Source organism: Ralstonia pickettii, assembly GCF_000607165.1.
In the GTDB taxonomy this organism is placed as follows: domain Bacteria; phylum Pseudomonadota; class Gammaproteobacteria; order Burkholderiales; family Burkholderiaceae; genus Ralstonia; species Ralstonia holmesii.
The window spans coordinates 516,460-542,434 of the sequence record NZ_JFZG01000008.1 but is presented as its reverse complement, the minus strand read 5'-3'; the positions used below and the strand labels follow the sequence as shown (position 1 = coordinate 542,434).

At 61.6% G+C, this 25,975-nt stretch carries 28 protein-coding genes and 1 tRNA gene; 14 read left to right on the top strand and 15 right to left on the bottom strand.

Going from position 1 to position 25,975, the window contains the following annotated elements; all coding sequences use genetic code 11:
• Positions 1 to 86: 86 nt before the first annotated feature.
• Positions 87 to 1,004: a LysR family transcriptional regulator gene (locus BG83_RS0114030; protein WP_024977327.1), complete on the bottom strand. Its 918-nt coding sequence runs from the start codon at positions 1,002 to 1,004 to the stop codon at positions 87 to 89.
• A 197-nt stretch (positions 1,005 to 1,201) separates the two neighbouring features.
• On the opposite strand from BG83_RS0114030, the gene BG83_RS0114025 reads away from it, so the two are divergent.
• The 3 genes from BG83_RS0114025 to BG83_RS0114015 all read left to right on the top strand — a co-directional run bounded on the left by BG83_RS0114025 (position 1,202) and on the right by BG83_RS0114015 (position 3,837).
• A complete protein-coding gene (locus BG83_RS0114025; protein ID WP_024977326.1) occupies positions 1,202 to 1,951 on the top strand; it encodes an SDR family oxidoreductase in 750 nt (249 codons plus the stop codon).
• Positions 1,952 to 2,198: 247 nt separating this feature from the next.
• Complete coding sequence (locus tag BG83_RS0114020) at positions 2,199 to 3,335, top strand: PAS domain-containing sensor histidine kinase (RefSeq protein WP_024977325.1); 1,137 nt, start codon at positions 2,199 to 2,201, stop codon at positions 3,333 to 3,335.
• Positions 3,336 to 3,621: 286 nt separating this feature from the next.
• Positions 3,622 to 3,837, top strand: a complete 216-nt coding sequence (locus BG83_RS0114015; RefSeq protein ID WP_024977324.1) for a DUF2061 domain-containing protein — start codon at positions 3,622 to 3,624, stop codon at positions 3,835 to 3,837.
• Positions 3,838 to 4,162: 325 nt separating this feature from the next.
• Here the strand turns inward: BG83_RS0114015 and BG83_RS0114010 are convergent, their stop codons facing one another.
• Positions 4,163 to 5,533 carry an APC family permease gene (locus BG83_RS0114010; protein WP_024977323.1) on the bottom strand — a complete coding sequence of 457 codons (1,371 nt, stop codon included), beginning with the start codon at positions 5,531 to 5,533 and terminating at the stop codon, positions 4,163 to 4,165.
• 341 nt (positions 5,534 to 5,874) lie between these two features.
• Between BG83_RS0114010 and BG83_RS0114005 the strand changes: the two genes are divergently transcribed.
• From BG83_RS0114005 to BG83_RS0113995, 3 genes are all read left to right on the top strand, one after another.
• Positions 5,875 to 6,318 carry an Hsp20/alpha crystallin family protein gene (locus BG83_RS0114005; protein ID WP_024977322.1) on the top strand — a complete coding sequence of 148 codons (444 nt, stop codon included), beginning with the start codon at positions 5,875 to 5,877 and terminating at the stop codon, positions 6,316 to 6,318.
• A 32-nt stretch (positions 6,319 to 6,350) separates the two neighbouring features.
• A complete protein-coding gene (locus tag BG83_RS0114000; protein WP_024977321.1) occupies positions 6,351 to 6,770 on the top strand; it encodes an Hsp20/alpha crystallin family protein in 420 nt (139 codons plus the stop codon).
• Between the two features lie 106 nt (positions 6,771 to 6,876).
• Complete coding sequence (locus BG83_RS0113995) at positions 6,877 to 7,083, top strand: hypothetical protein (protein WP_024977320.1); 207 nt, start codon at positions 6,877 to 6,879, stop codon at positions 7,081 to 7,083.
• A 53-nt stretch (positions 7,084 to 7,136) separates the two neighbouring features.
• On the opposite strand, the gene lspA is transcribed toward BG83_RS0113995, so the two are convergent.
• Together lspA and BG83_RS0113985 are read right to left on the bottom strand one after the other, a co-directional pair.
• Positions 7,137 to 7,646 carry a signal peptidase II gene (gene lspA, locus BG83_RS0113990; RefSeq protein ID WP_024977319.1) on the bottom strand — a complete coding sequence of 170 codons (510 nt, stop codon included), beginning with the start codon at positions 7,644 to 7,646 and terminating at the stop codon, positions 7,137 to 7,139.
• Between the two features lie 148 nt (positions 7,647 to 7,794).
• Positions 7,795 to 8,193, bottom strand: a complete 399-nt coding sequence (locus BG83_RS0113985; protein ID WP_024977318.1) for a nuclear transport factor 2 family protein — start codon at positions 8,191 to 8,193, stop codon at positions 7,795 to 7,797.
• An 81-nt stretch (positions 8,194 to 8,274) separates the two neighbouring features.
• Here BG83_RS0113985 and BG83_RS0113980 point away from each other — a divergent pair, with 81 nt between their 5' ends.
• The gene (locus tag BG83_RS0113980; protein ID WP_024977317.1) at positions 8,275 to 9,216 is read left to right on the top strand and encodes a LysR substrate-binding domain-containing protein; all 942 of its coding nucleotides are present in this window, start codon (positions 8,275 to 8,277) and stop codon (positions 9,214 to 9,216) included.
• 384 nt (positions 9,217 to 9,600) lie between these two features.
• Here the strand turns inward: BG83_RS0113980 and BG83_RS0113975 are convergent, their stop codons facing one another.
• Positions 9,601 to 10,026 (bottom strand): GlcG/HbpS family heme-binding protein, encoded by a 426-nt coding sequence (locus tag BG83_RS0113975; RefSeq protein WP_024977316.1) that lies wholly within the window; start codon positions 10,024 to 10,026, stop codon positions 9,601 to 9,603.
• Positions 10,027 to 10,057: 31 nt separating this feature from the next.
• A complete protein-coding gene (locus tag BG83_RS0113970) occupies positions 10,058 to 11,071 on the bottom strand; it encodes a zinc-binding alcohol dehydrogenase family protein (protein ID WP_024977315.1) in 1,014 nt (337 codons plus the stop codon).
• 97 nt (positions 11,072 to 11,168) lie between these two features.
• On the opposite strand from BG83_RS0113970, the gene BG83_RS0113965 reads away from it, so the two are divergent.
• The 3 genes from BG83_RS0113965 (at position 11,169) to BG83_RS0113955 (ending at position 14,363) form a co-directional block, all read left to right on the top strand.
• Entirely contained in the window at positions 11,169 to 12,098 is a 930-nt protein-coding gene (locus BG83_RS0113965) for a LysR family transcriptional regulator (RefSeq protein WP_024977314.1), read from the top strand.
• Between the two features lie 263 nt (positions 12,099 to 12,361).
• Entirely contained in the window at positions 12,362 to 13,702 is a 1,341-nt protein-coding gene (locus tag BG83_RS0113960; protein ID WP_024977313.1) for a hypothetical protein, read from the top strand.
• 40 nt (positions 13,703 to 13,742) lie between these two features.
• Positions 13,743 to 14,363: a c-type cytochrome gene (locus BG83_RS0113955; protein ID WP_024977312.1), complete on the top strand. Its 621-nt coding sequence runs from the start codon at positions 13,743 to 13,745 to the stop codon at positions 14,361 to 14,363.
• Positions 14,364 to 14,386: 23 nt separating this feature from the next.
• Here the strand turns inward: BG83_RS0113955 and BG83_RS0113950 are convergent, their stop codons facing one another.
• Both BG83_RS0113950 and BG83_RS0113940 read right to left on the bottom strand, forming a co-directional pair.
• Positions 14,387 to 14,689, bottom strand: coding sequence for a hypothetical protein (locus tag BG83_RS0113950; RefSeq protein WP_024977311.1), 303 nt, complete (start codon positions 14,687 to 14,689; stop codon positions 14,387 to 14,389).
• Between the two features lie 341 nt (positions 14,690 to 15,030).
• A complete protein-coding gene (locus tag BG83_RS0113940) occupies positions 15,031 to 15,912 on the bottom strand; it encodes a LysR family transcriptional regulator (RefSeq protein ID WP_024977310.1) in 882 nt (293 codons plus the stop codon).
• Between the two features lie 167 nt (positions 15,913 to 16,079).
• Here BG83_RS0113940 and BG83_RS0113935 point away from each other — a divergent pair, with 167 nt between their 5' ends.
• From BG83_RS0113935 to BG83_RS0113925, 3 genes are all read left to right on the top strand, one after another.
• Positions 16,080 to 16,928 (top strand): NAD(P)-dependent oxidoreductase, encoded by an 849-nt coding sequence (locus tag BG83_RS0113935; RefSeq protein ID WP_024977309.1) that lies wholly within the window; start codon positions 16,080 to 16,082, stop codon positions 16,926 to 16,928.
• Positions 16,929 to 17,035: 107 nt separating this feature from the next.
• Complete coding sequence (locus BG83_RS0113930; protein WP_024977308.1) at positions 17,036 to 18,001, top strand: MBL fold metallo-hydrolase; 966 nt, start codon at positions 17,036 to 17,038, stop codon at positions 17,999 to 18,001.
• Between the two features lie 310 nt (positions 18,002 to 18,311).
• Positions 18,312 to 18,572, top strand: coding sequence for a hypothetical protein (locus tag BG83_RS0113925; protein WP_024977307.1), 261 nt, complete (start codon positions 18,312 to 18,314; stop codon positions 18,570 to 18,572).
• 14 nt (positions 18,573 to 18,586) lie between these two features.
• Here the strand turns inward: BG83_RS0113925 and BG83_RS0113920 are convergent, their stop codons facing one another.
• From BG83_RS0113920 to BG83_RS0113910, 3 genes are all read right to left on the bottom strand, one after another.
• Positions 18,587 to 19,447: a transglutaminase-like domain-containing protein gene (locus BG83_RS0113920; RefSeq protein ID WP_024977306.1), complete on the bottom strand. Its 861-nt coding sequence runs from the start codon at positions 19,445 to 19,447 to the stop codon at positions 18,587 to 18,589.
• Between the two features lie 99 nt (positions 19,448 to 19,546).
• On the bottom strand, positions 19,547 to 19,831 hold the full coding sequence (locus BG83_RS0113915) for a hypothetical protein (protein WP_024977305.1): 285 nt from the start codon (positions 19,829 to 19,831) through the stop codon (positions 19,547 to 19,549).
• Between the two features lie 413 nt (positions 19,832 to 20,244).
• The gene (locus BG83_RS0113910) at positions 20,245 to 20,613 is read right to left on the bottom strand and encodes a hypothetical protein (protein WP_024977304.1); all 369 of its coding nucleotides are present in this window, start codon (positions 20,611 to 20,613) and stop codon (positions 20,245 to 20,247) included.
• A 701-nt stretch (positions 20,614 to 21,314) separates the two neighbouring features.
• On the opposite strand from BG83_RS0113910, the gene BG83_RS0113900 reads away from it, so the two are divergent.
• Positions 21,315 to 21,788 carry a hypothetical protein gene (locus tag BG83_RS0113900; protein WP_024977302.1) on the top strand — a complete coding sequence of 158 codons (474 nt, stop codon included), beginning with the start codon at positions 21,315 to 21,317 and terminating at the stop codon, positions 21,786 to 21,788.
• Between the two features lie 129 nt (positions 21,789 to 21,917).
• Here the strand turns inward: BG83_RS0113900 and BG83_RS0113895 are convergent, their stop codons facing one another.
• The 4 genes from BG83_RS0113895 to BG83_RS0113880 all read right to left on the bottom strand — a co-directional run bounded on the left by BG83_RS0113895 (position 21,918) and on the right by BG83_RS0113880 (position 25,960).
• Positions 21,918 to 23,384, bottom strand: a complete 1,467-nt coding sequence (locus BG83_RS0113895; protein ID WP_024977301.1) for a hypothetical protein — start codon at positions 23,382 to 23,384, stop codon at positions 21,918 to 21,920.
• A 222-nt stretch (positions 23,385 to 23,606) separates the two neighbouring features.
• Positions 23,607 to 23,682 (bottom strand) — tRNA-Ala (locus BG83_RS0113890).
• Positions 23,683 to 23,729: 47 nt separating this feature from the next.
• A complete protein-coding gene (gene soxB, locus BG83_RS0113885) occupies positions 23,730 to 25,451 on the bottom strand; it encodes a thiosulfohydrolase SoxB (RefSeq protein ID WP_024977300.1) in 1,722 nt (573 codons plus the stop codon).
• Positions 25,448 to 25,960: a TlpA family protein disulfide reductase gene (locus tag BG83_RS0113880; protein ID WP_024977299.1), complete on the bottom strand. Its 513-nt coding sequence runs from the start codon at positions 25,958 to 25,960 to the stop codon at positions 25,448 to 25,450. Before BG83_RS0113880 ends, soxB begins: the two co-directional genes overlap by 4 nt.
• Between the last annotated feature and the right edge of the window lie 15 nt (positions 25,961 to 25,975).

The following is a 25,975-nucleotide window of genomic DNA, read 5'->3' as shown; positions in this document are numbered from 1 at the left end:
ACAACCTGACCCCGGAGAGCCAACACAGTTGTCCCTGAAGTTCTTCACGTGCTTATCCACAGAAACAATCGTGCTCATGCTGCCGGTTACTTCGTCGGCCCCCGCCCCACCCGAGCCGGAAAAGATTCCACCAGCCAGTCAATGAACACTCTCAGGCGGTGCGTGACGTGGCGTGTCTGCGGATAGACGACATGGAACGGGTAAGGCGCCGGCCGCCACGGCTTGAGGATCTCCACCAGAGCGCCGTCGTTGATCGCCGCTTCAGCCGCATAACCAAAGGTCTGCACGATGCCCAGGCCCGCAAGGCAGGCGGCCAGATGCGCATTGCTCTCGTTCACACCGATGCGATGCTCGACCTTGATCTCGGTCTTTTCGCCGTCGCGCTCAAAGCGGAATGGAACCGACCGCCCCGTCTGGCTGAACACGTAGCTCACCAGCCGGTGGCCATTCTTGAGTTCATCGGGATAAGCCGGCGTGCCGTATTGCTTGAGGTATCCCGGGGTGGCGCAGGTGATCAGCGGCGCGTTGCCCAGGTGGCGTGCGACCAGGGACGAGTTGTCCAAGGGGCCACCACGAATGACGCAGTCGACGTTGTCCGCAATCAGATCTACCGAGCGGTCTGACACGCCCAGGTCGATCCTGATCTCGGGGTAGCGCGCCACGAATTCCGGCAGCAGAGGAATGAGCACGTCGCGCGCCGTCGAGCCGCCGACATCGATGCGCAAGGACCCGCGCGGCCGCCCGCGTGCGAGGCTGAACGAGGCGTCGATGTCTTCCAGGTCGCGCAGGATGCGCGTGCTCTTGGCGTAGTAATCCTGCCCTTCCGGCGTCACCGTCACGCGCCGTGTCGTCCGCTGCAGCAGGCGCACACCCAGGTGGGCCTCCAGTTCCTGCACCTGCTTGCTGACCGTGGCAATGGGCATGTCGAGCGAATCGGCCGCGCGCGTAAAGCTGCCAGCCTCCACCACGCGTGCAAAGGAACGCATTGCCAATAGTTGATCCATTCGAGTGCCTTTGTGCTTGATCGTGCAGCCGCCAATTATCCACAGTTGTGGATAGTAATTCTGTTTGCAGCGCTTTTTCGAAAAGTTTCCGAGCCCTACAGTGCCTCCATGCCCAACGCGACGGGGCCACGCAGAGCAAGGCACCACCCGGCGCAAGGTCATTCATCCAAACCTGAAATCACGACATGGAGCACATCATGAGCAAGCAACTGGAAGGCAAGATCGCCCTCGTCACGGGTGGCAGCAGCGGCATCGGCCTTGGCGCCGCCAAGGAACTCGCGGCCCAAGGCGCGCGCGTGTTCATTACCGGCCGCCGTCAGGCTGAACTCGACGCCGCCGTCGCAGAGATCGGCGCCGGGGCCACCGCATTGCGGGCCGATGCGTCGGTGCTGTCCGACCTCGACGCCGTCTATGCCCAGATCGCCAAGGTGGCCGGCAAGCTCGACATCCTGTTCGCCAATGCCGGCGGCGGCGACATGATGCCGCTGGGCGCCATCACCGAAGAGCATTTCGACCGGATTTTCGGCACCAACGTGCGCGGCGTGCTGTTCACGGTGCAGAAGGCACTGCCGCTGCTGACCGACGGCGCATCGATCATCCTCACGTCGTCCACGGTTTCCGTTCAGGGCACGGCCAACTTCAGCGTCTACAGCGCCAGCAAGGCGGCGGTGCGCAACTTCGCCCGCTCATGGGTGATGGATCTGAAGGATCGCGGTATCCGCGTGAATGTCGTGAGCCCGGGCCCCATCCGCACGCCGGGCCTTGGCGGCCTCGCATCGGATGAAACGCGCCAGGGGCTGTTCGACTTCCTCGCCGCTCAGGTGCCGCTGGGCCGCCTGGGGGAGCCGGCCGAAGTGGGCAAGGCCGTCGCGTTTCTTGCCTCGGATGCGGCAAGCTTTATCAATGGCATCGAGCTGTTTGTTGATGGCGGGATGGCTCAGGTTTGAGCGGCGGTAGCCGGAAGCGGCTACCAACCTCCAGGCCGCCTGCGTACAAATTGCAAAGCGAATGCTGAACAGCATGCGATGCGTGCGGGCAGCCAATCCTTGGCCAGGCACTTCTGGCGCCTCATCGCAGTGGCTGTGCCTGCTTTGATTGCTGTCGCCGGGCAGCATATTCTTATGCAGATGCACGGGAAGCGACTTCCAACAGGTTTGCCTTGGGCGCTCGAACCCGTTGCGATGAGGGCTTGGTATGGATACCAACGCAGGCAGATTGCGAAGACTGGGAAGCGATGCACCGATCGCTCACGTGCCCGTGGAGGAGCGTTATCGCACCTTGGTGGACGCGATACAGGACTATGCAATCTTCCTGTTGGATCCGACAGGTCACATTGCCAGTTGGAATGCCGGTGCTGAACGCATCAAGGGCTATCGCGCCGACGAAATCATCGGCCAGCACTTCTCGGTTTTCTATCCAGCCGAGGCAATTGCGCAGAACTATCCGAGCGAAGAACTCAAGCGTGCCGCAGCGCTTGGCCGCTGGGAAGACGAAGGGTGGCGCATACGCAAAGACGGCTCGCGATTCTGGGCCAACGTGGTGATCACGGCTCTGCGAGATGAGGACGGCGACCTGATCGGCTTTGCCAAAGTCACCCGGGACCTGACCGAGCGAGAGCGGCTCAAGCAACTTGAGTACGCGAGCGAGCTGGCAGCCCGCGTCGAAGCCACTCGCGAAGAAGAAAAGAAGCGTATTGCGCGCGAGCTTCATGACGACCTCGGGCAGCAATTGACGGCGCTGAAGATGATCATCACCGGCCTGCTTGCCGATGAAGGCAGCACGCCAGAAGCCCAGGCGTATGCGCGCGAAAGAACACGGACAATGAGCAATGCCATCGACCACGCGCTGGCGTCGGTCCGTCGTCTTGCCGCCGGCCTGCGGCCGACCATGCTCGACGACCTGGGGCTGCTCCCCGCACTCGACTGGCTTGTCACCGATTTCGGACAACATACCGGACTACGGGTCGCGCTGAATTGCAACACGCATAGGGTGGCGTTCAACGACACCGCCTCCACCGCGCTGTTCAGGATCGTGCAAGAAGGTCTGACCAATGTTGCCCGGCATGCGACGTCGGCAACGGAGGTGGTGATCGACCTCCGATGCGACCGGTCGAGTTGCGAGCTGACGATTCTCAACGATGGAGCCGTCGTCACACGCTTAGCCGAACCGGCCGCCGGGCGTCCGCCGTCATCGGGAATCGCGGGCATTCGTGACCGCGTGCGCCGCCTGGGCGGGACTTTCGCAGCGGGACCGCTTTCACAAGGCGGGTACCGCATCCAGCTTTCGATTCCGCGAAAAGCGGTTGAACTGGATTTACCACTTGGTCAGTAAGGTGCTTCCACCCGCCGAATAGAAAGCCCGCCGGTTACGAGCGCGGCTTCCCCACGAGCGCAATGCGGACGCCGTCTAGCGTTACCGTCTGCCGCGCACTATGACTGGAATCATCTCGCGCGGTTTGGTGCCGGCGACGCGCATCCATGGCATTGCCGCGGCAGCCATGAGCGGCGACGCAATGTTCGGCGCCGCCCCCCCCCCGAGACCGTGCGGTATCGGAACCGGAAGGCATTCATCGATCAGCGCTACCAGGCATCGATGCACGTAAGCAGGAGAGAACATCATGGTGCGAACCGTCAGCGCTCGTCGTTCTGTGATCAAGGCCGCGACGTACCGAATCGTGATCATGTGCCTGGACTTCGGCACTCTTTATCTGCTGACTGGCACGGTTCACCTGGCAGTCGGTTTCATGATCGCCAGCAATATCTATACGTCGATCGCCTACTTTGCCCACGAACGCATATGGGCTCGCATCAAGTGGGGAATTTTCGAAACGTAAATGGGCGGCCGTCCTTCGACAGGACCAGAGAACAGCGACGGATTCGAAGATACGAACCCCACGGGCAGTGCGACGCAGAATGCCCGCGCCGTCCGCACAGCGTGCAATAGTCGTCCATGACAATGTCCTTTATCGAGAGCCGGGTGCCACCAGGTTCAGTATCGGAGGGGCGCCCGGCCGTCGCTATCAGGGGACGCCAATTGTCTTGTCCGGGCGCGCCCTTGTTTCTGTAGGTCAATACACAGGCGCTGTCAGTGCAGGCTGACAGCATTCGGCGCCCCGATTGTCGAGCGGAACGCGTCGCGGCCGCTCTGGCAGAGCCGGCTCAGGCTGAGCGCGCCAACCAGATCTTTTTGCGGTTCAGCAGCAGCGGAATGACGCCGATGGCAATGCCTCCCATCCCCACGACGTTGGTAACCCAGTCGAAGGTCGGGATGCTGTAGAGCGCGATGAAGAACAGGAAGAGCCCGCTTGCCACCGGCCAGATGACATGGGTGATGGCGACCCACGGCCCCTGCATCAGCACCTTGCGGTAATACCAGCCGCAGGCAAGGCCGGTGAGCCCCAGGTAGAAGCAAATCTGGAAGCCGATGGCGGTAATCGAGTCCTGCAGGATGACGTTGATCGTCGGCAGATAAGACGACATGAACAGCAGTACGAGCCCGGTGATCCAGATGAAGAAGATGGCGATGTGGGGCGTGCGCCAAACCGGATGCAGACGCGCATAGCGCGCGTGGAGTGCACCGTCGCGGCTTTTGGCAAACAGCGTGCGCGTGAACTGCAACATCTGGGTTTCGACCGTTCCCACCGTGCTCAGCAATACCGCAACGATCGCGACGTAGCCCCAGGTCGGCCCAAACAACTTCTCCGCAATGGCGAAAATGATGTTCGTGTTGTAGTGCTGGATCTCAGCATCGGACAGGCCCAGCTGCGTAATGACGATGAAGATGAGGAAGAACGCCATCAAGAACACCATCGACCAGAACGCGGCCCGACCGGGGGTGTGGTTCGCGTCCCGCGTCTCTTCGCTGAGGTTCATCGTCACGTCCCAGCCGTAAAAGAAGAAGATCGCAACCAACGCGCCGTTGGCGAACATCTTGGGCGTAAACGCGAAAGGCCAGAACCAGACCCACGAGAACGGATGCGCTGGCGTATGCGGGAACACGATGAAACTCGCGACGATGATCACGAGCAGGATGATGCCCTCGACGATCGTCATCAGCACCTGCACATAGCTGGTGAGCTTGATGCCCTTGACGACCACCGCGCTGACAATCGTGAGCCATGCCGCAGCGATCAGCGTCACGTAATGCACGTTGTTCATCATGGGCCGATCAAAGATGAGCAGCGTGGCATTTGCCGCCGGAATCATGGCGGACACCATGAACACGCAGCACAACACCAGAAGCGCCCAGCCGGCAAGAAAGCCGAGCGCACGCCCGAACACCATGCTCACCCACGAATACGAGGTGCCGGCACTCGCCAGGGCGCGGTTCATGTTGATGAACGCGTAAGCGATGCCAAACATGATGAGCCCGCACACCAGGATGCTCGCCGGCGATTGCGTGCCAGCCGTCCCGATGATGGTGGAAGTCGTAATCTCAATGCTGTAGGCCGGTGCCGTGCCGGCAATGCCCATGATTACCGATTCAACGACGCCCAGGGAATCGGCATTGAGCTTGGCAGGTTGGTCCATGGGTGTGCGATTTCTGGTCGACATTGGGCAATAGACCGATTTTTACCCTGTGCCGGATGTGCGGGCAATAGGGGCCTCTCTGGACCTGCTCAGCGCTTGGACGGGGGCCGGCAAGCCTTCGGCGATCGGGCGAGGTGGCACGCGTTTGCGCATGTGTTCTTCGTCCAGCACCCAATGGGCCTCTTGAAATTTCTGCCTGCTTCCCTATTTTAGGTTTCGTCAATGCAGTCGCGGTTCTCGCGCTGCGTGTTTCGATTTGTTTGTCAGTGGCCCGCCACGGATCGATGAACTGGAGCGCGTAGTTCGGTTCAGTCTCCGTGCGGGCCCTTCAGGAGCCAGCCATGAGCGATCTGTTTTTTGGCACCGATCTGCTGGGCGAATTCGATCGCCTGCAACGGCAGATGGCCACGCTTTTTGCGGGGGCACCCGCCAGCCTGCGCGCAACGCGCATCGGTACCTTTCCTCCCGTCAACATTGGCAGCACCGATGACTCGGTAGAGATCGTCGCGTTCGCCCCGGGGCTCGACCCCGCGCAGATCGATGTCTCGATCGACAAGGGGCTGCTGACGATCAGCGGCGAGCGCAAGCGCCCCGATTTCGAGCTCACCGACGAGACGCGCGTGTATGCCGACGAACGCTTCACGGGCGCCTTCCGTCGTGTGATTGAGCTGCCACAGGACGTCGACCCAGACAAAGTCAGCGCCCGGTACGTCAACGGCTGCCTGACCATCAGCGTGGGCAAGTCGGAGGCATCGAAGCCGCGTCAGATCAGGGTGCAAGGCTAAGCCGCACCTGCGCAAGCATGAAGGAGCACATCATGAATGACACCACCCAATTGGCGACCCATGCGCAGCCAGGTAAGGCGGCGGTTGCAAAGCAGACGGCCGAACAGGCGGCCGCGCGACAGACCCACATGGCGCCTCCCGTCGACATCTTCGAGAACCGCCAGGGCATCACGCTGTATGCGGATCTGCCGGGCGTGCCGCGCGAGAAGCTCGATGTTCGCGTGCAGGATGGCACGCTCACCGTCGATGCCGAATTGATGGTGCCCACGCCACCCGGACTGCGTCTGCAGCACGGCGAAGTTCGGCACCCGCATTTCTCGCGCACCTTTGTGCTGAGCCCTGACTTCGATGCCTCGCGCATCGACGCTCAACTGCGCGACGGGGTGCTCAAGCTGACGATCCAACGCCGCGATGAAGCCAAACCGCGGCGTATCGAAGTGCAGGCCGGCTGATCCCCTCACCGACCGTTGTTTTGCCATGCAAGCGGGCGCGTGCCTTGCGCGCCTGCATTTGGCACCGTGCCCCCTGGTTACGGTTGTTTGTCACTAGGAGACAAAGATGCTGAGTGCACACGAATTTGCCACCTTGATGCTGGTCAGTCAGTCACCAGAGCAGGTGGATATGAATCGCGCTGAATTGGATTCGTTACTGGAGCGGCAATTGGTGATGTTGGAGCGCTCGGCAGAAGGACATCGCCGCCGCGCGCGTTTGACTGATACCGGCCGTTCGGTGCTCCAAGCCATCAACGCCGTTGATCGTCAGTAGCACGGCAGGTTCGCGGGCAGCAGAACAGCAGGCTCGCTGGGGGCCTGCATTCTTCAGGCCGTCGAGGCCCCTGGCAGAGTAGGCCCGCGCTTTACACCACGGAAGAGAATGAGTGCCACGCCGAGCATGATTCCAATGTCTGCGACGTTGAATACACCCGTTCGCAACTGCCCGATGCCTATGTTCAGAAAATCAAAAACCCGGCCATCGTAGACACAACGATCGAACAGGTTGCTGAGCCCTCCCCCCAGAATGCAAGCTGCCGCAATGACTTCGGTACGGCCGAGCCTGGGTGAACGCAACAGCCACACGAACAGGCCGACCAGAATCGCCAGAACGCCATAGATGAAAACGACATTGCGAGTCGCATCGGACATTCCCGCCCCGAGGCTTAGGAACGCGCCGTGGTTATAGGTGGGTAGAACGAGAAGGCTTCCTGAAAGTAATGACACGACTTCGCCGGGCGTCAATATTTGCTTGAATATGGCCTTCGTCGCCTGGTCGATGATGATCCAGGCGAGCGCGCCAAGCAGCGCAGTGGCAACTCTTTGTTTCGTCGTCATTCGAGAGGTCATCTGTAGGCGGGCCCCCATTCTAGTCAGAGTTGGATGCTGCGAGCGGGTGCTCGGGGGTTGTCAACGACCGCGATGACGGTATCGACCCGCCGCCTTTGGCCGCCAGGGGCCGCCAGTTCCGAACGACTTAGACTGGCTACGCATATTTGTCGCCCACCGTACTGCGAATCGGATGGGTGTCGTAGACGATGATCATTCGCTCAATGAGCCCATTGTCGTCAAATTCAAAAACATCGACGCACTCAAAGCGCACCGCCGTCCCATCTTTGAGCCCCCAGTCATAGATGAAGTAACCGGTCGCACGTCGGGCGCCCATCGTGCTGACGCAGATGTCGATTGGCGTGATTTTGCTTTCACCAGATGCCGCATCGACCCTCGCAAAGAACGGCGCGGGGTGCATCCACCCGAGAAACGGCGAGAAGATCTGGGCATCGGGCGTGAACAACGCACAGATCGCCGCGACATCGCCGCGCTCCAATTCCCTGAGATAGTTGCGAACCTGCCGCGTGTATAGTGCTTCCGACGATGAGGCCATGTTCATTCTCCGGTCATTCGTTGACAACCCCGCGCGCTCGTGCGGTCGCGCGCTAGATGCATGCACGATATCGATGCACCGATGTCCGAACAATCGAAAAATCCGCAACCCGGGTATGCAGCCCATGCATACCCCTTGGCCGATCTGACGCGGGCACTGCCGCCGCTGGCAGCGTTCCAGTCATTCGTCGCCGCGGCGCAACTCGGGAGCATCAGCAAAGCCGCAGATCATCTGTGTCGAACACAGGGCGCGGTGAGCCGTCAGATCCAGCAACTGGAATCGCACTACCGGTGTGCAGTTTTTGTGCGCCACGCTTCAGGACTCACACTGACGGCGGAAGGAAGCGAACTGCTGACCGTAGCCGTCAGCATCCTCACGCAACTGGTTCAACACGCAGACATCCACGCCAAGACAGCGTCCGTCGTCACTCTGCGGGTGCCATCCACGTTTGCGATTCGTTGGTTGCTGCCGCGGCTGGCAGACATCAATGACGCCTTGCCTGGAACAGAACTGCGCATCTCCACATCGGCCGACGACACGCCGGATTTCACTACGCCTGACGTCGATGCCATCGTCGTTCGGGGAACCGGCCAGTGGGCGGGTATGGATGCGGTTCCATTGTTTGCCGAGCAACTCACACCGATGTGCACCAGCGAGATAGCCGCATCGCTTGGATCGCCGGCCGATCTTGCTCATGTCACCTTGCTCCATCCCGGACAGAGCCGTGAGGAGTGGCGGTGCTGGCTGGAAAGCGTTGGGGCACCTCACATCGACGCAGACCGTGGGCTCGTTTTCGATACCCTCGAGTTGACGCTCACCGCTGCGGCGGCGAGGCATGGCGTTGCAATAGGTGACCCGCGGATGGCGAGAGACCGCCTGCGGGCGGGGACGTTGGTCACGCCTTTTATCGACGTGGCGAAAAACGGCTTGTCGTACTTCGTCGTCTATCCATCCCAACGAGCCGCCCAGTCCAAGATCCGCGCCCTCGCCGACGTCTTGTCTCGGCTTGCGCAGAAAGACTGATTGCTGTCGAGGAAAGCAGCCCTGTACTGCAACGTGTCGTTGCCGCATCGGCATGCCGTCTGACAAAAAAAGGCCCCGGCCGGGACGGGTGGCCGAGGCGAGCTAGGACTGCATGGACGACTAGGGAGAGGGAGGAGCCTCCCCTTAATTTTCCAGGGGCGGAGTCTATGGAAGGGGCCCTGCCGAGGCAATTCAACAATTCTCAGCGGAAACGCGCCCCTCCCGGCCTGCTCAATGCGCTTGCCGGCGTGCCCGCAACGCGTGCAGCACTGCATCAAGCCAGCGAAGAACTGAAGGCGCGGTTGAGGTCATCGGCTGGGCGGGTTGTCACCGCCCATGCGCTGTTGCAAACGACGAGGAGCAGCGCGTAGGCCGGCTCACAGCTCAGGACAGAAACCCTGCGTTACGCAATGCCTCCTCGGCGGCCTCGTGGTCCTGGGCAGAACTGCCCCCGGAGATACCGATGCCACCCACCAGGCGCCCTTCGTAAAAGATCGGCACGCCACCGCCCACCGGCATCAGCCGCGGATGGTGCGCCAGCGGGGCAACGGCAGGCTCGGCCATGTACTGGTTCCATTGATGCGTGGCCATGCCGAACGATGCTGCCGTCCATGCCTTGTTGATGGCGACATCAGCGGTCAGGAACGGCGCAGCGTCCGCACGCTCGAACGCGCGCAGGTGCCCTCCTGCATCGGTAATGGCGATGGTCGCGGCAAACCCGCGCGCGGCACAGGCCCGACGCGCCTGGGCCAGCAAGGCTTGCGCGGCTTCCAGGCTGATCGTTGCCGTGGGGACGATGGGGGATGTCATGGTGAGGCTCCTTCTCAGATGTCTGCAGGGTTCAGGCGTTGGCGACAACGACTTTGCCGATCATGTTTCCGGCTTCGACCAGCGCATGCGCCTGGATCAAGCTCGCGGCGTTGATGCCATCGATGCACTGCGTCAGGGTGTGCTTGATATCGCCGCGATCGACCAGTTCGGCCACACGCCGCAGCAAGGCGTGTTGTCGGGCGATGGTGGCGGTGGTGAACATGGCGCGCGTGAACATCAGTTCCCAGTGAATCGAAATGGATTTCCCCTTGAACGGGCCGATGTCCAGATCCACCGGGTCGTCGATGAGGGCGAATTGCCCCTCGGGGCGAAGCACAGCGGCGATCTGCGGCACGTGAGCGGCGCTCTGGTTCAGCCCGGCCACATGCGTGACGTGTTCAATGCCAAGCGCTGCCAATTGAGCCGCCCACGGTTGACGGTGATCGATGACGTGGTGCGCGCCGTGCGCCAGCACCCATTCACGGGTTTCCGGCCGCGAGGCCGTGCCGATCACGGTCATCCCCGTCAGCGCGCGCGCCAGTTGGGTCAGGATGGAACCGACGCCGCCCGCAGCTCCGGTCACCAGCAGCACGTTGTTCTCGGTCGGGTCGGCAGCCTGGACGCGCAGACGATCAAACAGCAGTTCCCACGCAGTGATGGCCGTCAGCGGCAGCGATGCGGCTTGCGCGAAATCCAGCGATGCCGGCATGGGGCCCACGATGCGTTCGTCCACCGCATGCAGTTCGCTGTTGGTGCCAGGCCGCGTGATGTCGCCGGCATACCAGACACGGTCACCTGGCTTGAAGCGCGTGGCCAACGGGCCGGCAGCGCGGACGATGCCCGCTGCATCCCAGCCGGCAATGCGCGCCTGCCCTTCTGGGATGTCTCCGCCCCGCCGGATCTTGGTATCGACCGGGTTGACCGACACCGCTTTGACTTCCACCAGCAGGTCGTGGTCGCGAAGCGCAGGCGTCGGCAACTCGATGTCTTGCAGCGCCTGCGGGTGGCTGATGGGGTGGTTCTGATAGAAACCGATGGCTTTCATGCACGTTCTCCAGAGAGTGAATGAGGGCCATGCTATCTTTCAGCGATATGCGGATAAACGGGCGGCACGCCCAAACACTTTCGGCATTTCAATGAAAATCATCCGCCTCGATGACGTGCAAATCTTCGTGCACACGGCTGACGCCGGCAGCTTCTCGGAGGCGGCACGCCAACTGAACATCGCACCTGCGCAGGCAAGCGCATCTGTGCAGCGGCTGGAAAAGGCGCTGGAGGCCCGCCTGTTCACACGTTCCACGCGCAGCATGCAACTGTCAGAAGCTGGAGAGCGCTACCTGCCGCATGCGCGCGTCATGCTGGGCGCGCGGGAACAAGGCGAACAGGCGCTGGCCGGTGGCCGGGAAGCACTCTCCGGCCCGCTGCGGCTATCTGCTCCGTCCGATTTCGGAAGAAACCTGCTGCTGCCGTGGCTCGACGATTTTCAGCACCAGCACCCCGGCTTATCGGTGCACCTGAAGTTGAGCGACCGTGCGGCCGACCTCATCCGCCAGCCGCTGGACTTTGCCGTGCGCTACGGGGCGCTGCCCGATTCCTCCCTGCTGGCCATCAAACTGCTCGACAACAACCGGCGTGCGTTATGCGCGGCGCCGTCGTACATCGAACGACACGGCGCGCCGACCAAGGTGGATGACCTGCGACGACACAACTGCCTTCGGTATATCTGGAGCGAGCAAGTCCACGAACGCTGGCGCTTCACGCTACCCGGCGGCGAGCGCACCGTGGCAGTCACAGGAAATCGCGTCAGCGACGATGCCGATGCGGTGCGCCGCTGGGCCATCGCAGGCGAAGGCCTGCTCTATAAATCGCGACTGGACCTCATCGATGATTTGAAGGCCGGCCGATTGGTCGAGATCTTTCCGCAGGAATATGGCGAGCCCGCGCCGCTGCATTTGATTTGCGCCCACCGTGCGCAACTCACACCCGCCATCAAAGCGCTGAGTGCATTCCTGCGCGAACGCTGTATGGCCCTGCTCGCAAGCTACTCGCCGCAAGGTTCGCCATCCGAGTAACTCGGCGGCAACCGACTCTGGCTGAATCCTCTTCGACCTGTTCGACCTGATCGACTGGTCCGCCGCTCCCCCTCTTTGAGCGCGCAAACGTACAACCGTTGCGCCGCCTCTCTCTGCAGGCACGCCCGTGCCTTGTGGCATTCGAAATAAGTTGATCCGTATCAGGCGAATGCCGCCGGAAGGTTTGACAGCTGCGGCCATAGCGCCTTTCATGGTCGTACGTGCTGGTGAAAAAACCGAAAAAAACATTGGGGAGGGACACCATGCGACGTCTCATTACTGCGCTCCGTGCGCTCGCGGGGCTGCTGATCGGTGCGCTTTTGGCGTGGTCGGGACAAGCCAGTGCGGTACCGGCTTTCGCGCGTCAGACCGGGATGGCATGCATGGCGTGCCACGTCAGCTTTCCTGAACTGACCCCCTTCGGCCGCTTCTTCAAGATGACCGGCTATACGCTGGCCAACAACAAGACGATTCCGCTCTCGGGCATGGTGCAGATTTCGCGCACCAACACGCGGACGATCGATCAGGACAACTTCGACTTCGTGCGCAACGGAGACACGGTTCCGCAGCAGGTAAGCCTGTTCTATGCGGGGCGCATTGCGGGGCCCGTGGGTGCCTTCGCTCAGTGGACGTACGACGGTATTGCCCACCACAGCGCGCTGGACAACACCGATATCCGCGCCGCATGGCACCTCACGCGCGAGGACGTCGAGTTCATCTACGGCGTCACGGTCAACAACAACCCGACGGTGTCTGACGTGTGGAACAGCACGCCGGCATTCGGGTATCCCTATGCCGCTCCCAGCATCGGCGTGCCTCCACTGGCAGGCACCCTTGTCGACGGTGGTTTGGCGCAGCAGGTGGTAGGCGCCAGCGCATACGCATTCTGGCAACGCCATATCTACGCAGAACTGGGCGCCTATCGGACTGCCGATCAGGCGTTCTCCGTGTTCCGTGCTGGGCAGGACACCGCAACCCCGGGCGGCGTTGCGCGCTTGAGCGGCGCGAACCCGTACTGGCGTCTGGCATACAACCAGGAGTGGGGCTCGCATTCGGTCATGTTTGGCACGTTCGGGTTGCTGGCCAACCGGTACCCCGACAACACCATGCCGGGCACACCAACCGATCGCTTCAAAGACTATGCGCTCGACGCGCAGTACCAGTACTTGACCATGACCCATGCGTTCACGGCGCAGATGGCATGGATCCACGAGCAACAGAACTGGCGGGCGAGCTTCCCGAGCGGTGGCATCGGCGCGGGCCCCACTCCGGCCAACCCAACCGATCATCTCGATACCTTCAAAGCCAAAGCGTCGTACTACTACCAGCGCAAGTACGGGGGGTCGGTCGCGTACTTTTCAACAACAGGCAACGCAGACCCCGGCCTGTACGCCCAAGCGCCTGTGACGGGCAGTGCCAACGGGCGACCAGACACACAAGGCGTGATCCTGGAGCTGGACTATTTACCGCATCCGCAGATCAGGCTCGCGTTGCAGTACACGTGGTTCCTGAAGTTCAACGGCGCCCATGCCAATTACGACGGCAACGGCAGAAACGCGGTCGACAACAACACGATTTACCTGCTTGGCTGGTTCATGTTCTAGCCGTAGGTCACGCGCGAAGATGCGAGGGGGGGAGAACGCCATGAAAGGATTCCATCAGCCCAGGCGAGTCTGGCTGACCGCGCTGGCAGCGTTGGCGATGATCGGCTGGTCGAACATGGCGGGCGCGCAAGATGGCGAGAAGCTTGCCGCGCAGTTGTGTTCTTCGTGCCATGGGGTGCACGGCAAGAGCGAAGCGCCGATGTTTCCGCGCCTGGACGCACAGGTACCGCAGTACCTGGAAGCGCAGTTGAAAGGCTTCCGCACCCGTGGCCGCGGTGAGACCGATGCACAGGCCTTCATGTGGGGTATTGCATCGCAGCTGGACGACGCAACCATTGCGTCCCTGGCCGAATACTATGCGCGGCAGACTGCACCTGCCGGCCCTGCGGGTGACCCGGCACTGATGGCGCGCGGCAAAGAGATTTTCGAGCACGGCCTGCCTGCGGAAGGCGTACCAGCATGCGCGTCGTGCCATGGGGCGCAAGCGCAGGGCAACGCAACGTTCCCGAGGCTGGCGGGCCAGCATGACGCCTATCTCTTACGGCAGATTGCGGTGTTCAAGAACGGCACGCGCGCCAACGCTCCCGTGATGAGCGCCGTTGCACACACGCTGTCGGACGACCAAGCGAAAGCGGTTGCTGCGTTTTTGCAGGCTCAGTAGCGGGGTGCAGAACGCCATCGGGCCTAGGTACTCAGCAGCCGGTTCCGCACCTGCAACGAAATCTCGTTGGCCACGATCTGCTCAAGCTCCAGCCAAGTCACGGGCAACCGTACAAACACACCGTTATTGTTGTCCGACGAGACGCACAGCTTGATGTGGCTGACGTGGTGGTTCACCCCGCACCCAACATGAAGGATGCGCGTGGTCGCCGATGGGTGCCACACCACGTTGCCGAGGAAGTACGTGAGAGCGCTGCCCCGCTCCACTGGGTCAGTGACCAAATCGAACGTGCTGCTCAGGAATGTATGAAGCTCGTCGATCGTCATGTCTGAACGTAGTCCCCGCAGTTCGTCAGCATCCTTCCATCCTCTGCAGTGGTTTGCTTTTTTTTGAGCGTACCGGGAACGTGCGTTTCTGGCCGGCCATCCCCAAGACCGGCCAGTTCACGGCACAACAGCGCATCGACGGCGCGCCCGCGCGCTGACTGACTTTGCGCGGGGCGTCGGTGCAGATTTCGGATTTGATTGAGGCGGGGGTGTAGGCGTTGCGCTGGGTCTCGCATCGCCGGCCGGGTTGGCGGCGGCGGTGCGGGCCAATGAGGCTGGCCGCTATTGGCCGAAAGACATCATCCGGCCCATGGATGCTCCTCGCGCGCAAAGTTGGGGATTCACGGCGATCTGGCAGAGGCATCAAACGCAGAGTTGGCGAGATGTCTGACCGTCAAATCAACGAATGCAGACAAGCGGTTAAGCCGCCTCAAGTCGCGATGGTAGCCCATCCAGATCTCGCGATGCGGCGGTTCCACGTCCAGCTCCAGCCGGCGGATACCGAGGGTCTGGTCACCCAGCGGGCGCGGCAGCACCGCAATGCCCATTCCCATCGCGCACATCTGCGCTTTGACGTTCCGGTTGTTCGAATGCAGCGCCACGCCTGCGTTCGGGAACATTTCTCTCAGCCATGCCGTGTCCGGAAACGACCCACTTAATACATCCGGCGTGATCAGCCGATATCCGCTGCCGTCGCCGGCGATCGGGGCGGGCCCGGTGGCAGACACATAGACGCCATAGCGCATCTGGAGCAACCGCCGCTGGACGATGTCCTGCTCCTCGAACGGGACAATGCGAAACGCTACATCAGCCTCCCGTTGCGCCAGATTGAACTTGCGCGTTCCGGTGAGCACCTCGATCTGGACTTGGGGATATTTGGTCGCATACGCCGCCAGCACCGGAGGCAACACGTAGGCGCCGAACCAGTCGGCGGAGGTCACACGTAGCGTGCCGTCGAGCGCTTGTTGCTTCCCGGCCAGTCTCCGCTCCATCGCCAGTGCGCCCTCTTCGATCTGCTCGGCAAGAGGAAGCACGCCCAGCCCTTCTTCTGTCAGAACGAAACCGTCGGCCGTCCGTTGGAACAGCACCTGCCCTGTGGCCTCTTCCAAAGCGCGCAATCGCCTGCCCACGGTCGGGTGGCTCACGCGCAGAGCCCGTGCAGCGGCACCGAGCGTGCCCGTGCGGGCGACAGCAAGAAAGATCCTCACATCACTCCACTCCATGCCACCCCTTACAAAACTGAACGGACGGTGTTCATTATATTCAGTTGATGAACAGTATCGAACGTTGCGAGACTACGCTCCATCGCATGCCGAACGATCGGCTGCAGTCAACGGCCCGGTTGGCTCGGTTCGAGCTGGGGGCCTGACTTCTGGAGAAAACAACGCAAATGGAAATCGGAATCATCGGCCTTGGTGCGATGGGCCGGGAAATCGCACGCAACCTGGCTGCGGCCGGCCACAAGGTTGTCGCATGGAATCGCTCAGGCGGGAGCGTCGCAGGCGTGCGAATGGTGGATACGCCAATGCAGGCATTGCAAGCCGACATGGCATTGACCATGTTGTCCGACGACTCTGCCATTCGCAGCGTGCTGATGGAAGGCGATCTGCTGGCGCAGGCAAGGCCTGGCTTGGTGCACGTAGTGGCGTCCACGATCTCGGCTGCGTTTTCACAAGAGCTGGCGGATCATCATCGCGCCCGCGGCATCGCCCTTGTCGCAGCGCCGGTACTGGGACGGCCTGATGTCGCTGCGCGGGCCGAACTCAACATTCTTGCCGCCGGTGACCCGGCCGCGATCGATAAGGTCAAGCCAGCGCTGGAGGTGATCGGTAGGCGCATCTGGCGCATGGGCGACGATCCGCGCATGGCCTATGCCGCCAAATTGGCGTGCAACATGATGATCAGCTTCGCGATCGAAGCGATGGCCGAAGCGGTGGTGCTGACCGAAGCGCATGGAGTGCCGCGGGAACGCTTTCTGGAACTGATCCTCGGCACCCTGTTTGGCACGCGCCCCTACCAGACCTACTCCGGCAACATCATCAAGAACGAATACCCGCCAGGCTTCAAGGCCACGCTAGGCCTGAAGGATCTGCGGCTGGCGAAAGAAGCCGCACGAGACGCCAACGGCGAGCTACCTATGCTCGACATCGTTTATGCACGTATGCAGGACGCTGTGGATGCCGGCTACGGCGACCAGGACTGGTCAGCCATGGTCAGAGCCACCTTGGGTGGGAAATGAAGTAGGCGGCCATATTGCTGTCAACCCAAACCGCACTCCCGCTGCGCCGCTTAGACGCCGATGCGGACACCGATATAGAAAAGGCAATCATGAAATACCGACATCCAATGACCAAGCTGTTTGCCCTCTGCAGCCTTCTGGCAATGTCCGTGCTGCTGCAGTCTGCAGCCCACGCGGCCGCTCCCCTTGCACGTAGCTCAGCGCCAGGCTTTTACCGTTTCATGCTGGGCGGTTATGAGATCACCGCACTCAATGACGGCACACTGGAATTGCCGGTTGACCAGTTTCTGACGAACACCACACCGCAGAAGGTCGACGACGTGCTGGCAGAGGATTACCTGCAAAGTCCGCTCGAAACGTCCTACAACGCCTTCCTGATCAATACGGGTCCGAAACTGATTCTGATCGATACCGGCGCAGGCAACCTCTTCGGCCCGCGCCTGGGGAGGCTGGCAGCCAACATGAAGGCATCCGGTTACGCGCCGTCCCAGGTGGATGAAATCTACATCACGCACATGCACGCAGACCATATTGGTGGGCTGACGACGGATGGAGACATGCGCTTTTCCAATGCGATCGTCCGCGTCAATCGTGGTGAGCTGGATTACTGGCTGAGCGAGGCGAACATGGCCAAGGCGCCAGAGGGCAATCGCGGCGACCAAAAAGGCAGCTATCGCCGCGCCATGGCGATCATGGAGCCCTACATCAGGGCAGGCCGCGTGCGGCCGTTTGACGGCAACCAAGAGCTGAGCCCCGGCATCCATGCGTACCAGAGCGCTGGACATACACCCGGGCACGTGGGTTACATGATCGAGAGCCAAGGAAGTCGCTTGATGGTCGTGGGCGACATCGTGCATGTCGCGGCCATTCAGTTTGAGGATCCGACGGTCACCGTTTCGTTCGATAGCAACAGCCCATTGGCCGAACAGGAACGCATCAAGGAATTCACCAGCATCGCCAAGGACAAGATACTTTTCGCCGCCGCCCACGTTCCTTTTCCGGGACTAGGGCACTTGCAGACGGATAAGGATGGCTTCCGTTGGATTCCCCTCAACTACTCGGCTGGGAAATAAGTCACTACGATTTCCATCGTCGTATGCCTTCGGGCAACTGGTCTAGGCTAGTTTCGGCAGGGGAGCGCAGCGTGCCGACTAAATAAGTCCCAAGCCCGACCGCAATGCGCGTAGATTGGGCATCAGGCGCTGACCCTGTCAGCGCACTCGGCAGTCCGTGCAGAGCCTTCGATGCCGATCTTGTGGGTCTTCGCGGCGTTCGCTGCGGGAACGATAAGAGCCTAAGGCGGTTCACCCCTTTACGGCGGGACGTGTTCTGAAGCTAGGGCTGAGATCCTGGCGCAAGGAAATAGCGCACCCCGGAGGCAATATGACACGCACCACCGAGTATCGCGGCTTTCAGATTCATGTGGATCTCGTTGAGACGTCTGAAGACATGTTTGATCTGTGGTTCCGGATCGAAGGCCCCCTTGAGACCGCTGGCGTGATAGCGCTGGGCAAGCGGATCAAGATTCATGGGGGACCCTTTTCCAAGCGTTGGGCGCACTTGGTAGGAGAGGTGGCGGGGCGCGCCGCGGTGGACGTCATTCTTGGCCCCGAGGATGTTCCTCCGGCCACGCAGGAATGGTAGGCAGCGCTGGTGGCTTACCAAGTGCAGATTGCTTGGTCGGTCGCCATTGGCATATCGGCCTTCGGCTCAGCGCTTGTGAGCGCTTGAACCTCGACGCGAGGGCGAGTCGGCTCGACATCGCCAAAGATCATTGCGATGGGCACTTCAGTGGCATCGCGCCCGGTACCAATCCGCAGGAGCCCCATGGGCATCGATCCGTTTGATGGATCGAGCAGATTCCACTGGTTGCCCAGGTACACCTCTACAAATGCATGGAAGTCATTGGGGCCGAGAGCAGGGTCGGCTCCGTAGTTGACGCTCGTCGCGAAACGGGCCGGTATGCTTAGCGCGCGACACAACGCGATCATCAGATGGGCGTAGTCCCGGCATACGCCATGCCGATCCACCAATGTGCCCACCGCAGAGGTTTGCTCGCTCGTGGATAGCGGGATGAACTGCACATACCGGCAGACCCAATCCCGAATCGCAAGGACAAGCGCATACCCGCGCTGATACCCGCCAAACTCCCGGCGCGCAAATGCCATGAGGCGGTCGGATTCGCAATAGCGGCTGGGCGCCAGGAAGGGAATAACATCCAGCGGCAAATCCGCAATGCGAACTTCAAACAGTGACTGCGGCGGTTTGAGCAAGTGGCGCATCTCAACGGTGGCCACATAGTTGATGGCGAGATAGCCACGCGGTGCTCGCACCCGTAGATGACGATTCAGTAAGGTCGGTTCCGTCTGAAGCGTGGTCGGAATGGCGGGGGTCAGTTGCAGTGATTCGGCAACGATTGTCTGCCGCGCGGTCTGCGCCGCGTGAAAATTGAAGATGAAGTCTGCGGCCTGATCGCGAATCTCATAAGCCAGGCAGATTGAGTACTGCATTCGAACCATTCGACCTCCTGACGCCCGGCATGGCTGGGTCGCTTGCGTAGACGGTGGCCCTTGAGAGCGCCACCGGACAGACCTTCCGATTTGACCTCATGGAACGGTCTACTCGCCGGCCATAGATTGGCCAGGCACAAGCCCATTGATGATGTCCTCTGCGCCCTGCGTGGCCGCGCGCTTCGCAGCGCCTACGTTGTCCCATGGCTCGCCTCTTAGACGAAAGACGCGGGAGCGCTCATCGTCCATCGTCTCGCCTTCAAGACAGATGACGACCGAGACGCTGTACGCGCGGTCGGGGCGTTTCTCGTGCCACTCGCGCGGCGGGTTGAATGGGTAAATCAGGGGGTAAATCGCGAACCCTTTGTAGAAGGATGTCGGGTAGGTATCCATGGTGGATCTCCCATAGGAAAAGCAAGCAGGCCGGGGTACGCCCTTGGTGCTCTGATGGCAAGGCGAGAATGCCCGGGGGCGGTGAATGCGAGCCGTGCTGAAAAACGACTCGGAGAGGCAGCTTGGGAGGCTGGATCGAGGTAGAACGTCCGCGACGCGTCGATCAGAGGCGAGGCAAATTTCTCTTGTGCCGGGGCCGACGATGCGCCCCGCTGATATCCGTACCCCACTCTACTCCGATATCGGGATCGTGGGCCCGGGTATTTCTTGAAGCGCTGGGCGTCGCATTGCGCGCTGTGATGCTGCGGGTTGCCAAGTCAGCAATGCAAGTCGTTCATCCGCAGAACTATCACCCTTACCACGCCCCATCTGCGCGGCATTCCCGCCCGTCACGGGAATGCATCAATCTGTTTTTATTGGCCGTAGCCACGCCGCTCTACGGCGGCAAGTACATCCCACGTTTGCGGATCAACATCGCGGCCCCCGAGCGACATCGACACGTAGGCATCAATCGCATCGACAAAGCCTTTGATGAAGGCCGGCGGAAATGCGTGCGCGGACAAATGTTGAAGCTGCTCGCGCAGCATGCCCGGCCGGCACTGGCCGTGTGAGCGCATGGCGGTGCGTGTGCGCTTCAGATATGCCTGCGCTGCAATGGCGCCGTTCAGGTAGGTGCGGTTCTTGGTGAGCCTGCCTGTGTCGGATGACGTGGGCGGTGGGCTGGGTGATGCGGGTGGAGATGGGTACGACGCGGGGCGGTGCCCGCTTGGACCATTTGGCATAGAGCCTCCAGAGGTGGTTGGAGGCCCGGCAACTCATCGCCAGACGAGGTGGCGGGCCTGACGGCGGGGCTGGCGAACCGGCTCTCTGGAGCACCGGCAGACCTTGCGGTCTCCCCACCCGGCCCGCCGTAGTGCGTGCGTGGGTGTGCGGAGGCGATGCACGAAGCATCGTCTCTCCAGAGCCACCAGTGCAGGTCGCCAAACCCGGCTGCCGTTGGTGCGGCAGCGGAATGGATTATAGCGATGGGGGCAGCGGCGAAAGTTGGATTATTGATTCGCCAGCAGCGACGGTCGGAAGGTCACGCTCCGGCCTCAAACAGTGGCGCTTCACCCTCAGGGAGTGGAACGCGAGGGTCAAACACTGGCGTTTCACTGTTTGAGGGTCAAGCGTCGGTGTCAAAGAGTCGAATTCCACCCTCTGAGGGTCGCGTGTGAGCCTCAAACACTCGAACTTCACTGTCTGAGGGTCACGTTCCACTGTCTGAGGGTCGAGCGTCAGTCTCAGAGAGTCGAATTCGACAGTCCGAGGCTCGCGCTTCACGCTCCAACACTCGAACGGCGTGAGCGGGCTTGCTCGCCCCATGTGCGAGCGGTTTCCCGTCAAAAGTTGTGTACAGCATTGCGATACGCCGCAGCGGTAGCCAACCTCACCGGGTTGTGCCAATCGGCATGACGTTGATATCCGCTTTAGAAGGAACGCAATGTCTCAGAACTTGATCTCGTTTCAACCCAGCGCCACCGACCTGACCGCCATTGACGGTGCGCTGAAGACACTGGAAGAAAAGCTCGTCGGCCTGATTGGCCTGTCAGTCGAGCAGCGCAGCACGCTCATGAAGATGGGCGACAAGTCCGAAGCGTTCTGCCGCCAGGCAGTGGAACTGCTGAGCAACAACCCTGGCGTGCTTCCTGCCAACTTCAACCTGCAGGAAATGCGACGTGACTTGGTGGGCTTCGACACCCTGCGCCCTCGCCTCGCCCGCGTGGAGAAGTTGCTGGAACGGATGCAGGATTCGCAACTGGCGATGGGCAGTGATCTGATGACAGCCGCGCTGGAGGGTTACACGTACCTGAAGGTTGCGGGCAAAGGGGAAGGATTGGAATCGGCGCGACGGACGTTGTCGGCGCGGTTTAGTCGGGGGCCACGGAAGAAGGTGGAGGAGGTGGCCGGGGAGTGAGGTGAGGGGCTGCTGATGGTTTGATGGCGGCCTAGATGGGAGAAAGCCCGTGATGCTGAAAGGCTCGCGGGCTTTTTCTTTGGCGTTGCGGGTCGACCTGCGCGGGGGAGTTGGTGGCCGAAGGTCACCCTAACGCGCACGGGGCGGGCGGTCGTCAGGTACCGGCTCAGACAGCCGTCTCGTTGGGCGGTTAAGCGTGTAGTAGTCGTAGTAGAGGTCACTTGCGCCGCTGATCGATAGCAGTATGCGGTTCATCAGCATCATCAAGACCTTGTTCTCGCGCACGGTCTGGATACCCCGCTCTTCAGTTATGCCGCCGCCGTGCGCCGCCCGGTTCCTGTTCATCCATACGTCTTTTTCGAGTGCACTGATTTCCAATCCGATCGCTGTGAAGAATCTGTCAGCGAGGACCGCCTGTGGCGCCGAATTCAGATGCTGCGCCTTGTTGCCCAGCATTCGCTTCTGCTCGGACGACAGAGCTGAGTCTTGAATACACCGGTCTATCTGCGCGTAGAGTCCCCGCCACGCCTCCTCCTCGGCCACAATGCGGGTGTGGGCCTCGACGGCGGTGTTGCTGAAGTACGCTCTTTGCAGCGCCTCAATCGCCGCACCGAAGTGCGCGGCGACCATATGTACAGGTGCGGCGGCGGCATGCCAGTAGTTCCAGAAGGCAGTGCGAAGGTTGTAGGCCTCATAGGCTGCGAACAGCCCCGAAGCTATCCGGCCCAGCAACGCAGCGTTCACATCCCGATCGTATCTCAGGCCTAGCGGAGCTGGCGGCCGGCCACTGATGTCATGCGCGTTCTCGACAAGCGCATGTGCCGCCACAGCGCGGAATGAAACCGGCTTCCATTCGGCATCAAATGTAGTGCTACCGAGATAGACGAAGTAGTCGCCAAGGCAATAGGAGAGACATCCCCTGATGCGCGATCGGATCTCCTCGGTAGGCAAACCCAAGTAGAGAATAAACCCGGGGTTCTTTATATGTTCGGGTTTCGCGCGTGACTCACCGATGATGACATCCCAGCCTCCAATAGAGAGCCGAGCGCACGAGTTGCTGTGCTTCGAGGAAGTCGTCGTCAATGGAATGACAATGTCTCCACTCGCCGAGCGCAGAGTTCTGCTTTTTGCGTCCGTTTCTTCAACGTTGTCGGAATCGGGCCACAAAAAGCTGCCTGACAGGTTTTCAATCCAGTCCATCACGCACGAAGCCTCGCCGGAGTGGCTATTTTCCCAGTCCAGTGACTCGATCAGTGATGTCTGCACCCTCGTGCCCGCCGCTGCATCTGCCGTTGCAGCCACCGGAAATGTCAAGCTGTACCCTCGCGGAGTGAGGCCCCGCGCAGTGACTGTGGAATCGGTATACCGGCTCTGGCAATGGACTTGACCATCCGGCCTGCGGACCGCGTTTGCCACTGGCTCACACCCGCCCGCCGGGCTATTCGCTGCCGATGTGCTTTCCAGCACCAAGTTGAGACGGTTGTCCCGCTTGACGACAAATGAAGTCACAGGGCCATGCAATGGGCCATGGTCAACTACTGTATAGACGTCGCTTTTGACTTCAGTTTCGAAAAACTCCCACTCCTGGTAATCCATATCCGCAGCGCTCCTTGTTCGAGTTGCCTATTTTCCTTTTAGAAGCGTGGCAATACCGCTGATATCTCGCGCGAATTGTATGTCGCTCACGGCCCCGAATTAGCCCCACCTACCCCACGGAGGGCAACGGCGATTAAGCAACGTTGGCAATAAAAAACCCGCGACGCTCAACGCTTCGCGGGTTTTCTTTGGGGCATCGCTCATCAAACGCTGCCAATAACTTGGTGGACCGAAGGAGGATCGAACTCCCGACCTCCGCATTGCGAACGCGGCGCTCTCCCAGCTGAGCTATCGGCCCGTGGAAAATGAGTCTACCCGAACTCCCCGGGCGCTTTCAATCGGGGCTCAACCTGCGTTTTCCATGCCCGCATTGCCTTCCATGCCGACAATGCGCGGCGTGTTGAGCGGCCCGGCGGTCACTTCGCGCTGGTCGCGCAGCCAGTCGGCCAGTACGTCCCACACGGGGCGGCCGCCTGCCTTGCGGGCTTCGGGCGATACGGCGGCCCAGCCGGCCACTTTGTAGCGGCGGTCGGCGTCGATGGGCTTGCCGTCGCCCGGGCCCAGGCGCATGTCGGTAATGCGCTGGCCCATGGGCTTCATCGGGTCGATCGTGTAGCGCAGGCCGCCCGTGCGCACCATGTCGCCGCCCTGCTGGTAGTACGGGTCTGGGTTGAACAGGTTGTCGGCCACGTCTTCCAGCACGGTCTTGATGGTCGCGCCGGTCATCTCGGTCAGCGTGGTGGCCGGGTACGTGATGGCGGTCTGGGCCATGAGCGCTTCCATGGTCAGTGCGTCGCCGGGCAGCAGCGTGGTGCCCCAGCGGAAGCCGGGCGAGAAGGCAATCTCGGCGCCCTGCGCGTGCATGAGGCCATCGACGATGAGCTGGTCGAACGTGCCGTTAAAGTTGCCGCGCCGGTACAGCAGGCCACGGTTGACGGCCAGCGTTTCACCCAGCTTGTCCTTATACGGCGCGCGCACGCGGTTGATCAGCGCCGTCATGGCCGCATCGGGCGGCAGCAGATCGGCAAACACGGGCAGCAGCGTATAGCGGATGTCTCGCACGGTGCCGCCGCGCACATCCAGATCGAGCACGCCGACAAACTTGCCGTTGGCGCCCGCGTTGGTGACAAGCGTCACGCCGCCCGGGTTGCTGACCTTGACGGGCGCGGGCACGGCATCGTGCGTATGCCCGCCGAGGATGGCATCCAACCCACGCACGCGCGAGGCGAGCTTCAGGTCGACATCCATGCCGTTGTGCGACAGCAGCACGACCACCTTGGCGCCCTTGCCGCGCGCCTCGTCAATCATCTTCTGCAGCCGTTCTTCCTGAATGCCGAAGGTCCAGTCGGGCGTGAAATCGGCCGGGTGGGCGATGGGCGTGTACGGAAACGCCTGCCCGATGATGGCGACCGGCACGCCGTTCAGCTCGCGCAGCACATACGGGTCGAATACCGGATCACCAAAGTCTGCCGTCTGGATGTTCTGCGCGACAAAGGCAACCTTGTTCTTGAAGTCGTGATCGACCACGTGGCGCACGCGGTCTGCGCCGTAGGTCATCTCCCAGTGCGGGGTCATGACGTCCACGCCCAGCGCGAGGGCCGCGTCGACCATGTCCTGGCCGTTCGTCCACAACGCGGTGGCGGAGCCCTGCCATGTGTCGCCGCCATCGAGCAGCAGCGCATTGGGGCGCGTGGCGCGCAGGCGCTTGATGAGCGTGGCCAGATGCGCGAAGCCGCCCATGCGGCCATAGCGGCGCGCGGCCTCGGTAAAGTTGAGCGACGTGAACGCGTGCGCGGCGCGCGAGCCGGGCGCGATGCCGTACCGCTTGAGCAGCGCGTGCCCCACCAGATGCGGCGGCTGCCCGGCCCATTGCGCCACGCCCAGGTTGACGCTGGGCTCGCGGTATTCGATGGGCAGCAGCTGCGCGTGGCAGTCAGTGAAGTGCAGCAGGTGGACGTTGCCAAAACGCGGTACGTCGTAGCTGAGCGTGTCAGCGTGGGCGTCGGTCAGGCGCAGGCCGGCGGCGGCGGCAATCGCCAGGGCTTGAACGAATTCGCGGCGGTTCATGGTGTGTTGCTGTGCGCGTAGCGAGCCAGGTCGGCCACGTCGTCTTCAAGCATCTCGCCGACTTCCTTGCGCACCACCCGCCCTTTGGCATCGAGCACGAGCAGTTCGGGCAGCCCCTTGCGCGGGCCGGTGGCGGCGCACAGCGCGTCGGTTTCCATCGTCACCGGAAAGGTGAAGTTGCGCTTGGCGACGTAGTCTTTCGCGAGCTGCGGGTTGGCGTCGATGCTGATGGTGAGAATGCGCAGGTCAGTACCGCGCGTGGCGTCGACCAGCTTTTGCAGGCGCGGGTTCTGCAGCGCGCAGAACGGGCACCACGATGCCCACGTGGCGATGATGACGGGGTGCCCGCGCCACGCATCGCCCGGCACGCGCGTGCCATCGAGCAACTGCAGGTCGGGCAGCGCAACCACATCGCCCACTTCAACGGCCTGTGCATGATTGGCAAACTGCGTGGCGGCAAACACCATCGCCGCTGCTGCCCACATCAGGAACCGTCGAAGCGTGTGCATGGCGTTATTGGGTCA

Excerpts from the sequence above, each read along its gene's own strand:
- BG83_RS0113930 (WP_024977308.1), top strand. The coding sequence starts at position 17,036 with ATGACCAAGCTGTTTGCCCTCTGCAGCCTTCTGGCAATGTCCGTGCTG.
- BG83_RS0113920 (WP_024977306.1), bottom strand. The coding sequence starts at position 19,447 with ATGGTTCGAATGCAGTACTCAATCTGCCTGGCTTATGAGATTCGCGAT.
- BG83_RS0114015 (WP_024977324.1), top strand. The coding sequence starts at position 3,622 with ATGGTGCGAACCGTCAGCGCTCGTCGTTCTGTGATCAAGGCCGCGACG.
- BG83_RS0113940 (WP_024977310.1), bottom strand. The coding sequence starts at position 15,912 with ATGGAGTGGAGTGATGTGAGGATCTTTCTTGCTGTCGCCCGCACGGGC.
- BG83_RS0113970 (WP_024977315.1), bottom strand. The coding sequence starts at position 11,071 with ATGAAAGCCATCGGTTTCTATCAGAACCACCCCATCAGCCACCCGCAG.
- BG83_RS0113900 (WP_024977302.1), top strand. The coding sequence starts at position 21,315 with ATGTCTCAGAACTTGATCTCGTTTCAACCCAGCGCCACCGACCTGACC.
- BG83_RS0113910 (WP_024977304.1), bottom strand. The coding sequence starts at position 20,613 with ATGCCAAATGGTCCAAGCGGGCACCGCCCCGCGTCGTACCCATCTCCA.
- BG83_RS0113995 (WP_024977320.1), top strand. The coding sequence starts at position 6,877 with ATGCTGAGTGCACACGAATTTGCCACCTTGATGCTGGTCAGTCAGTCA.
- lspA (WP_024977319.1), bottom strand. The coding sequence starts at position 7,646 with ATGACGACGAAACAAAGAGTTGCCACTGCGCTGCTTGGCGCGCTCGCC.
- BG83_RS0113895 (WP_024977301.1), bottom strand. The coding sequence starts at position 23,384 with ATGGATTACCAGGAGTGGGAGTTTTTCGAAACTGAAGTCAAAAGCGAC.
- BG83_RS0113925 (WP_024977307.1), top strand. The coding sequence starts at position 18,312 with ATGACACGCACCACCGAGTATCGCGGCTTTCAGATTCATGTGGATCTC.
- BG83_RS0113980 (WP_024977317.1), top strand. The coding sequence starts at position 8,275 with ATGTCCGAACAATCGAAAAATCCGCAACCCGGGTATGCAGCCCATGCA.
- BG83_RS0114025 (WP_024977326.1), top strand. The coding sequence starts at position 1,202 with ATGAGCAAGCAACTGGAAGGCAAGATCGCCCTCGTCACGGGTGGCAGC.
- BG83_RS0114020 (WP_024977325.1), top strand. The coding sequence starts at position 2,199 with ATGGATACCAACGCAGGCAGATTGCGAAGACTGGGAAGCGATGCACCG.
- BG83_RS0114010 (WP_024977323.1), bottom strand. The coding sequence starts at position 5,533 with ATGGACCAACCTGCCAAGCTCAATGCCGATTCCCTGGGCGTCGTTGAA.
- soxB (WP_024977300.1), bottom strand. The coding sequence starts at position 25,451 with ATGAACCGCCGCGAATTCGTTCAAGCCCTGGCGATTGCCGCCGCCGCC.
- BG83_RS0113985 (WP_024977318.1), bottom strand. The coding sequence starts at position 8,193 with ATGGCCTCATCGTCGGAAGCACTATACACGCGGCAGGTTCGCAACTAT.
- BG83_RS0114005 (WP_024977322.1), top strand. The coding sequence starts at position 5,875 with ATGAGCGATCTGTTTTTTGGCACCGATCTGCTGGGCGAATTCGATCGC.
- BG83_RS0113960 (WP_024977313.1), top strand. The coding sequence starts at position 12,362 with ATGCGACGTCTCATTACTGCGCTCCGTGCGCTCGCGGGGCTGCTGATC.
- BG83_RS0114000 (WP_024977321.1), top strand. The coding sequence starts at position 6,351 with ATGAATGACACCACCCAATTGGCGACCCATGCGCAGCCAGGTAAGGCG.
- BG83_RS0114030 (WP_024977327.1), bottom strand. The coding sequence starts at position 1,004 with ATGGATCAACTATTGGCAATGCGTTCCTTTGCACGCGTGGTGGAGGCT.
- BG83_RS0113950 (WP_024977311.1), bottom strand. The coding sequence starts at position 14,689 with ATGACGATCGACGAGCTTCATACATTCCTGAGCAGCACGTTCGATTTG.
- BG83_RS0113935 (WP_024977309.1), top strand. The coding sequence starts at position 16,080 with ATGGAAATCGGAATCATCGGCCTTGGTGCGATGGGCCGGGAAATCGCA.
- BG83_RS0113880 (WP_024977299.1), bottom strand. The coding sequence starts at position 25,960 with ATGCACACGCTTCGACGGTTCCTGATGTGGGCAGCAGCGGCGATGGTG.
- BG83_RS0113915 (WP_024977305.1), bottom strand. The coding sequence starts at position 19,831 with ATGGATACCTACCCGACATCCTTCTACAAAGGGTTCGCGATTTACCCC.
- BG83_RS0113955 (WP_024977312.1), top strand. The coding sequence starts at position 13,743 with ATGAAAGGATTCCATCAGCCCAGGCGAGTCTGGCTGACCGCGCTGGCA.
- BG83_RS0113975 (WP_024977316.1), bottom strand. The coding sequence starts at position 10,026 with ATGACATCCCCCATCGTCCCCACGGCAACGATCAGCCTGGAAGCCGCG.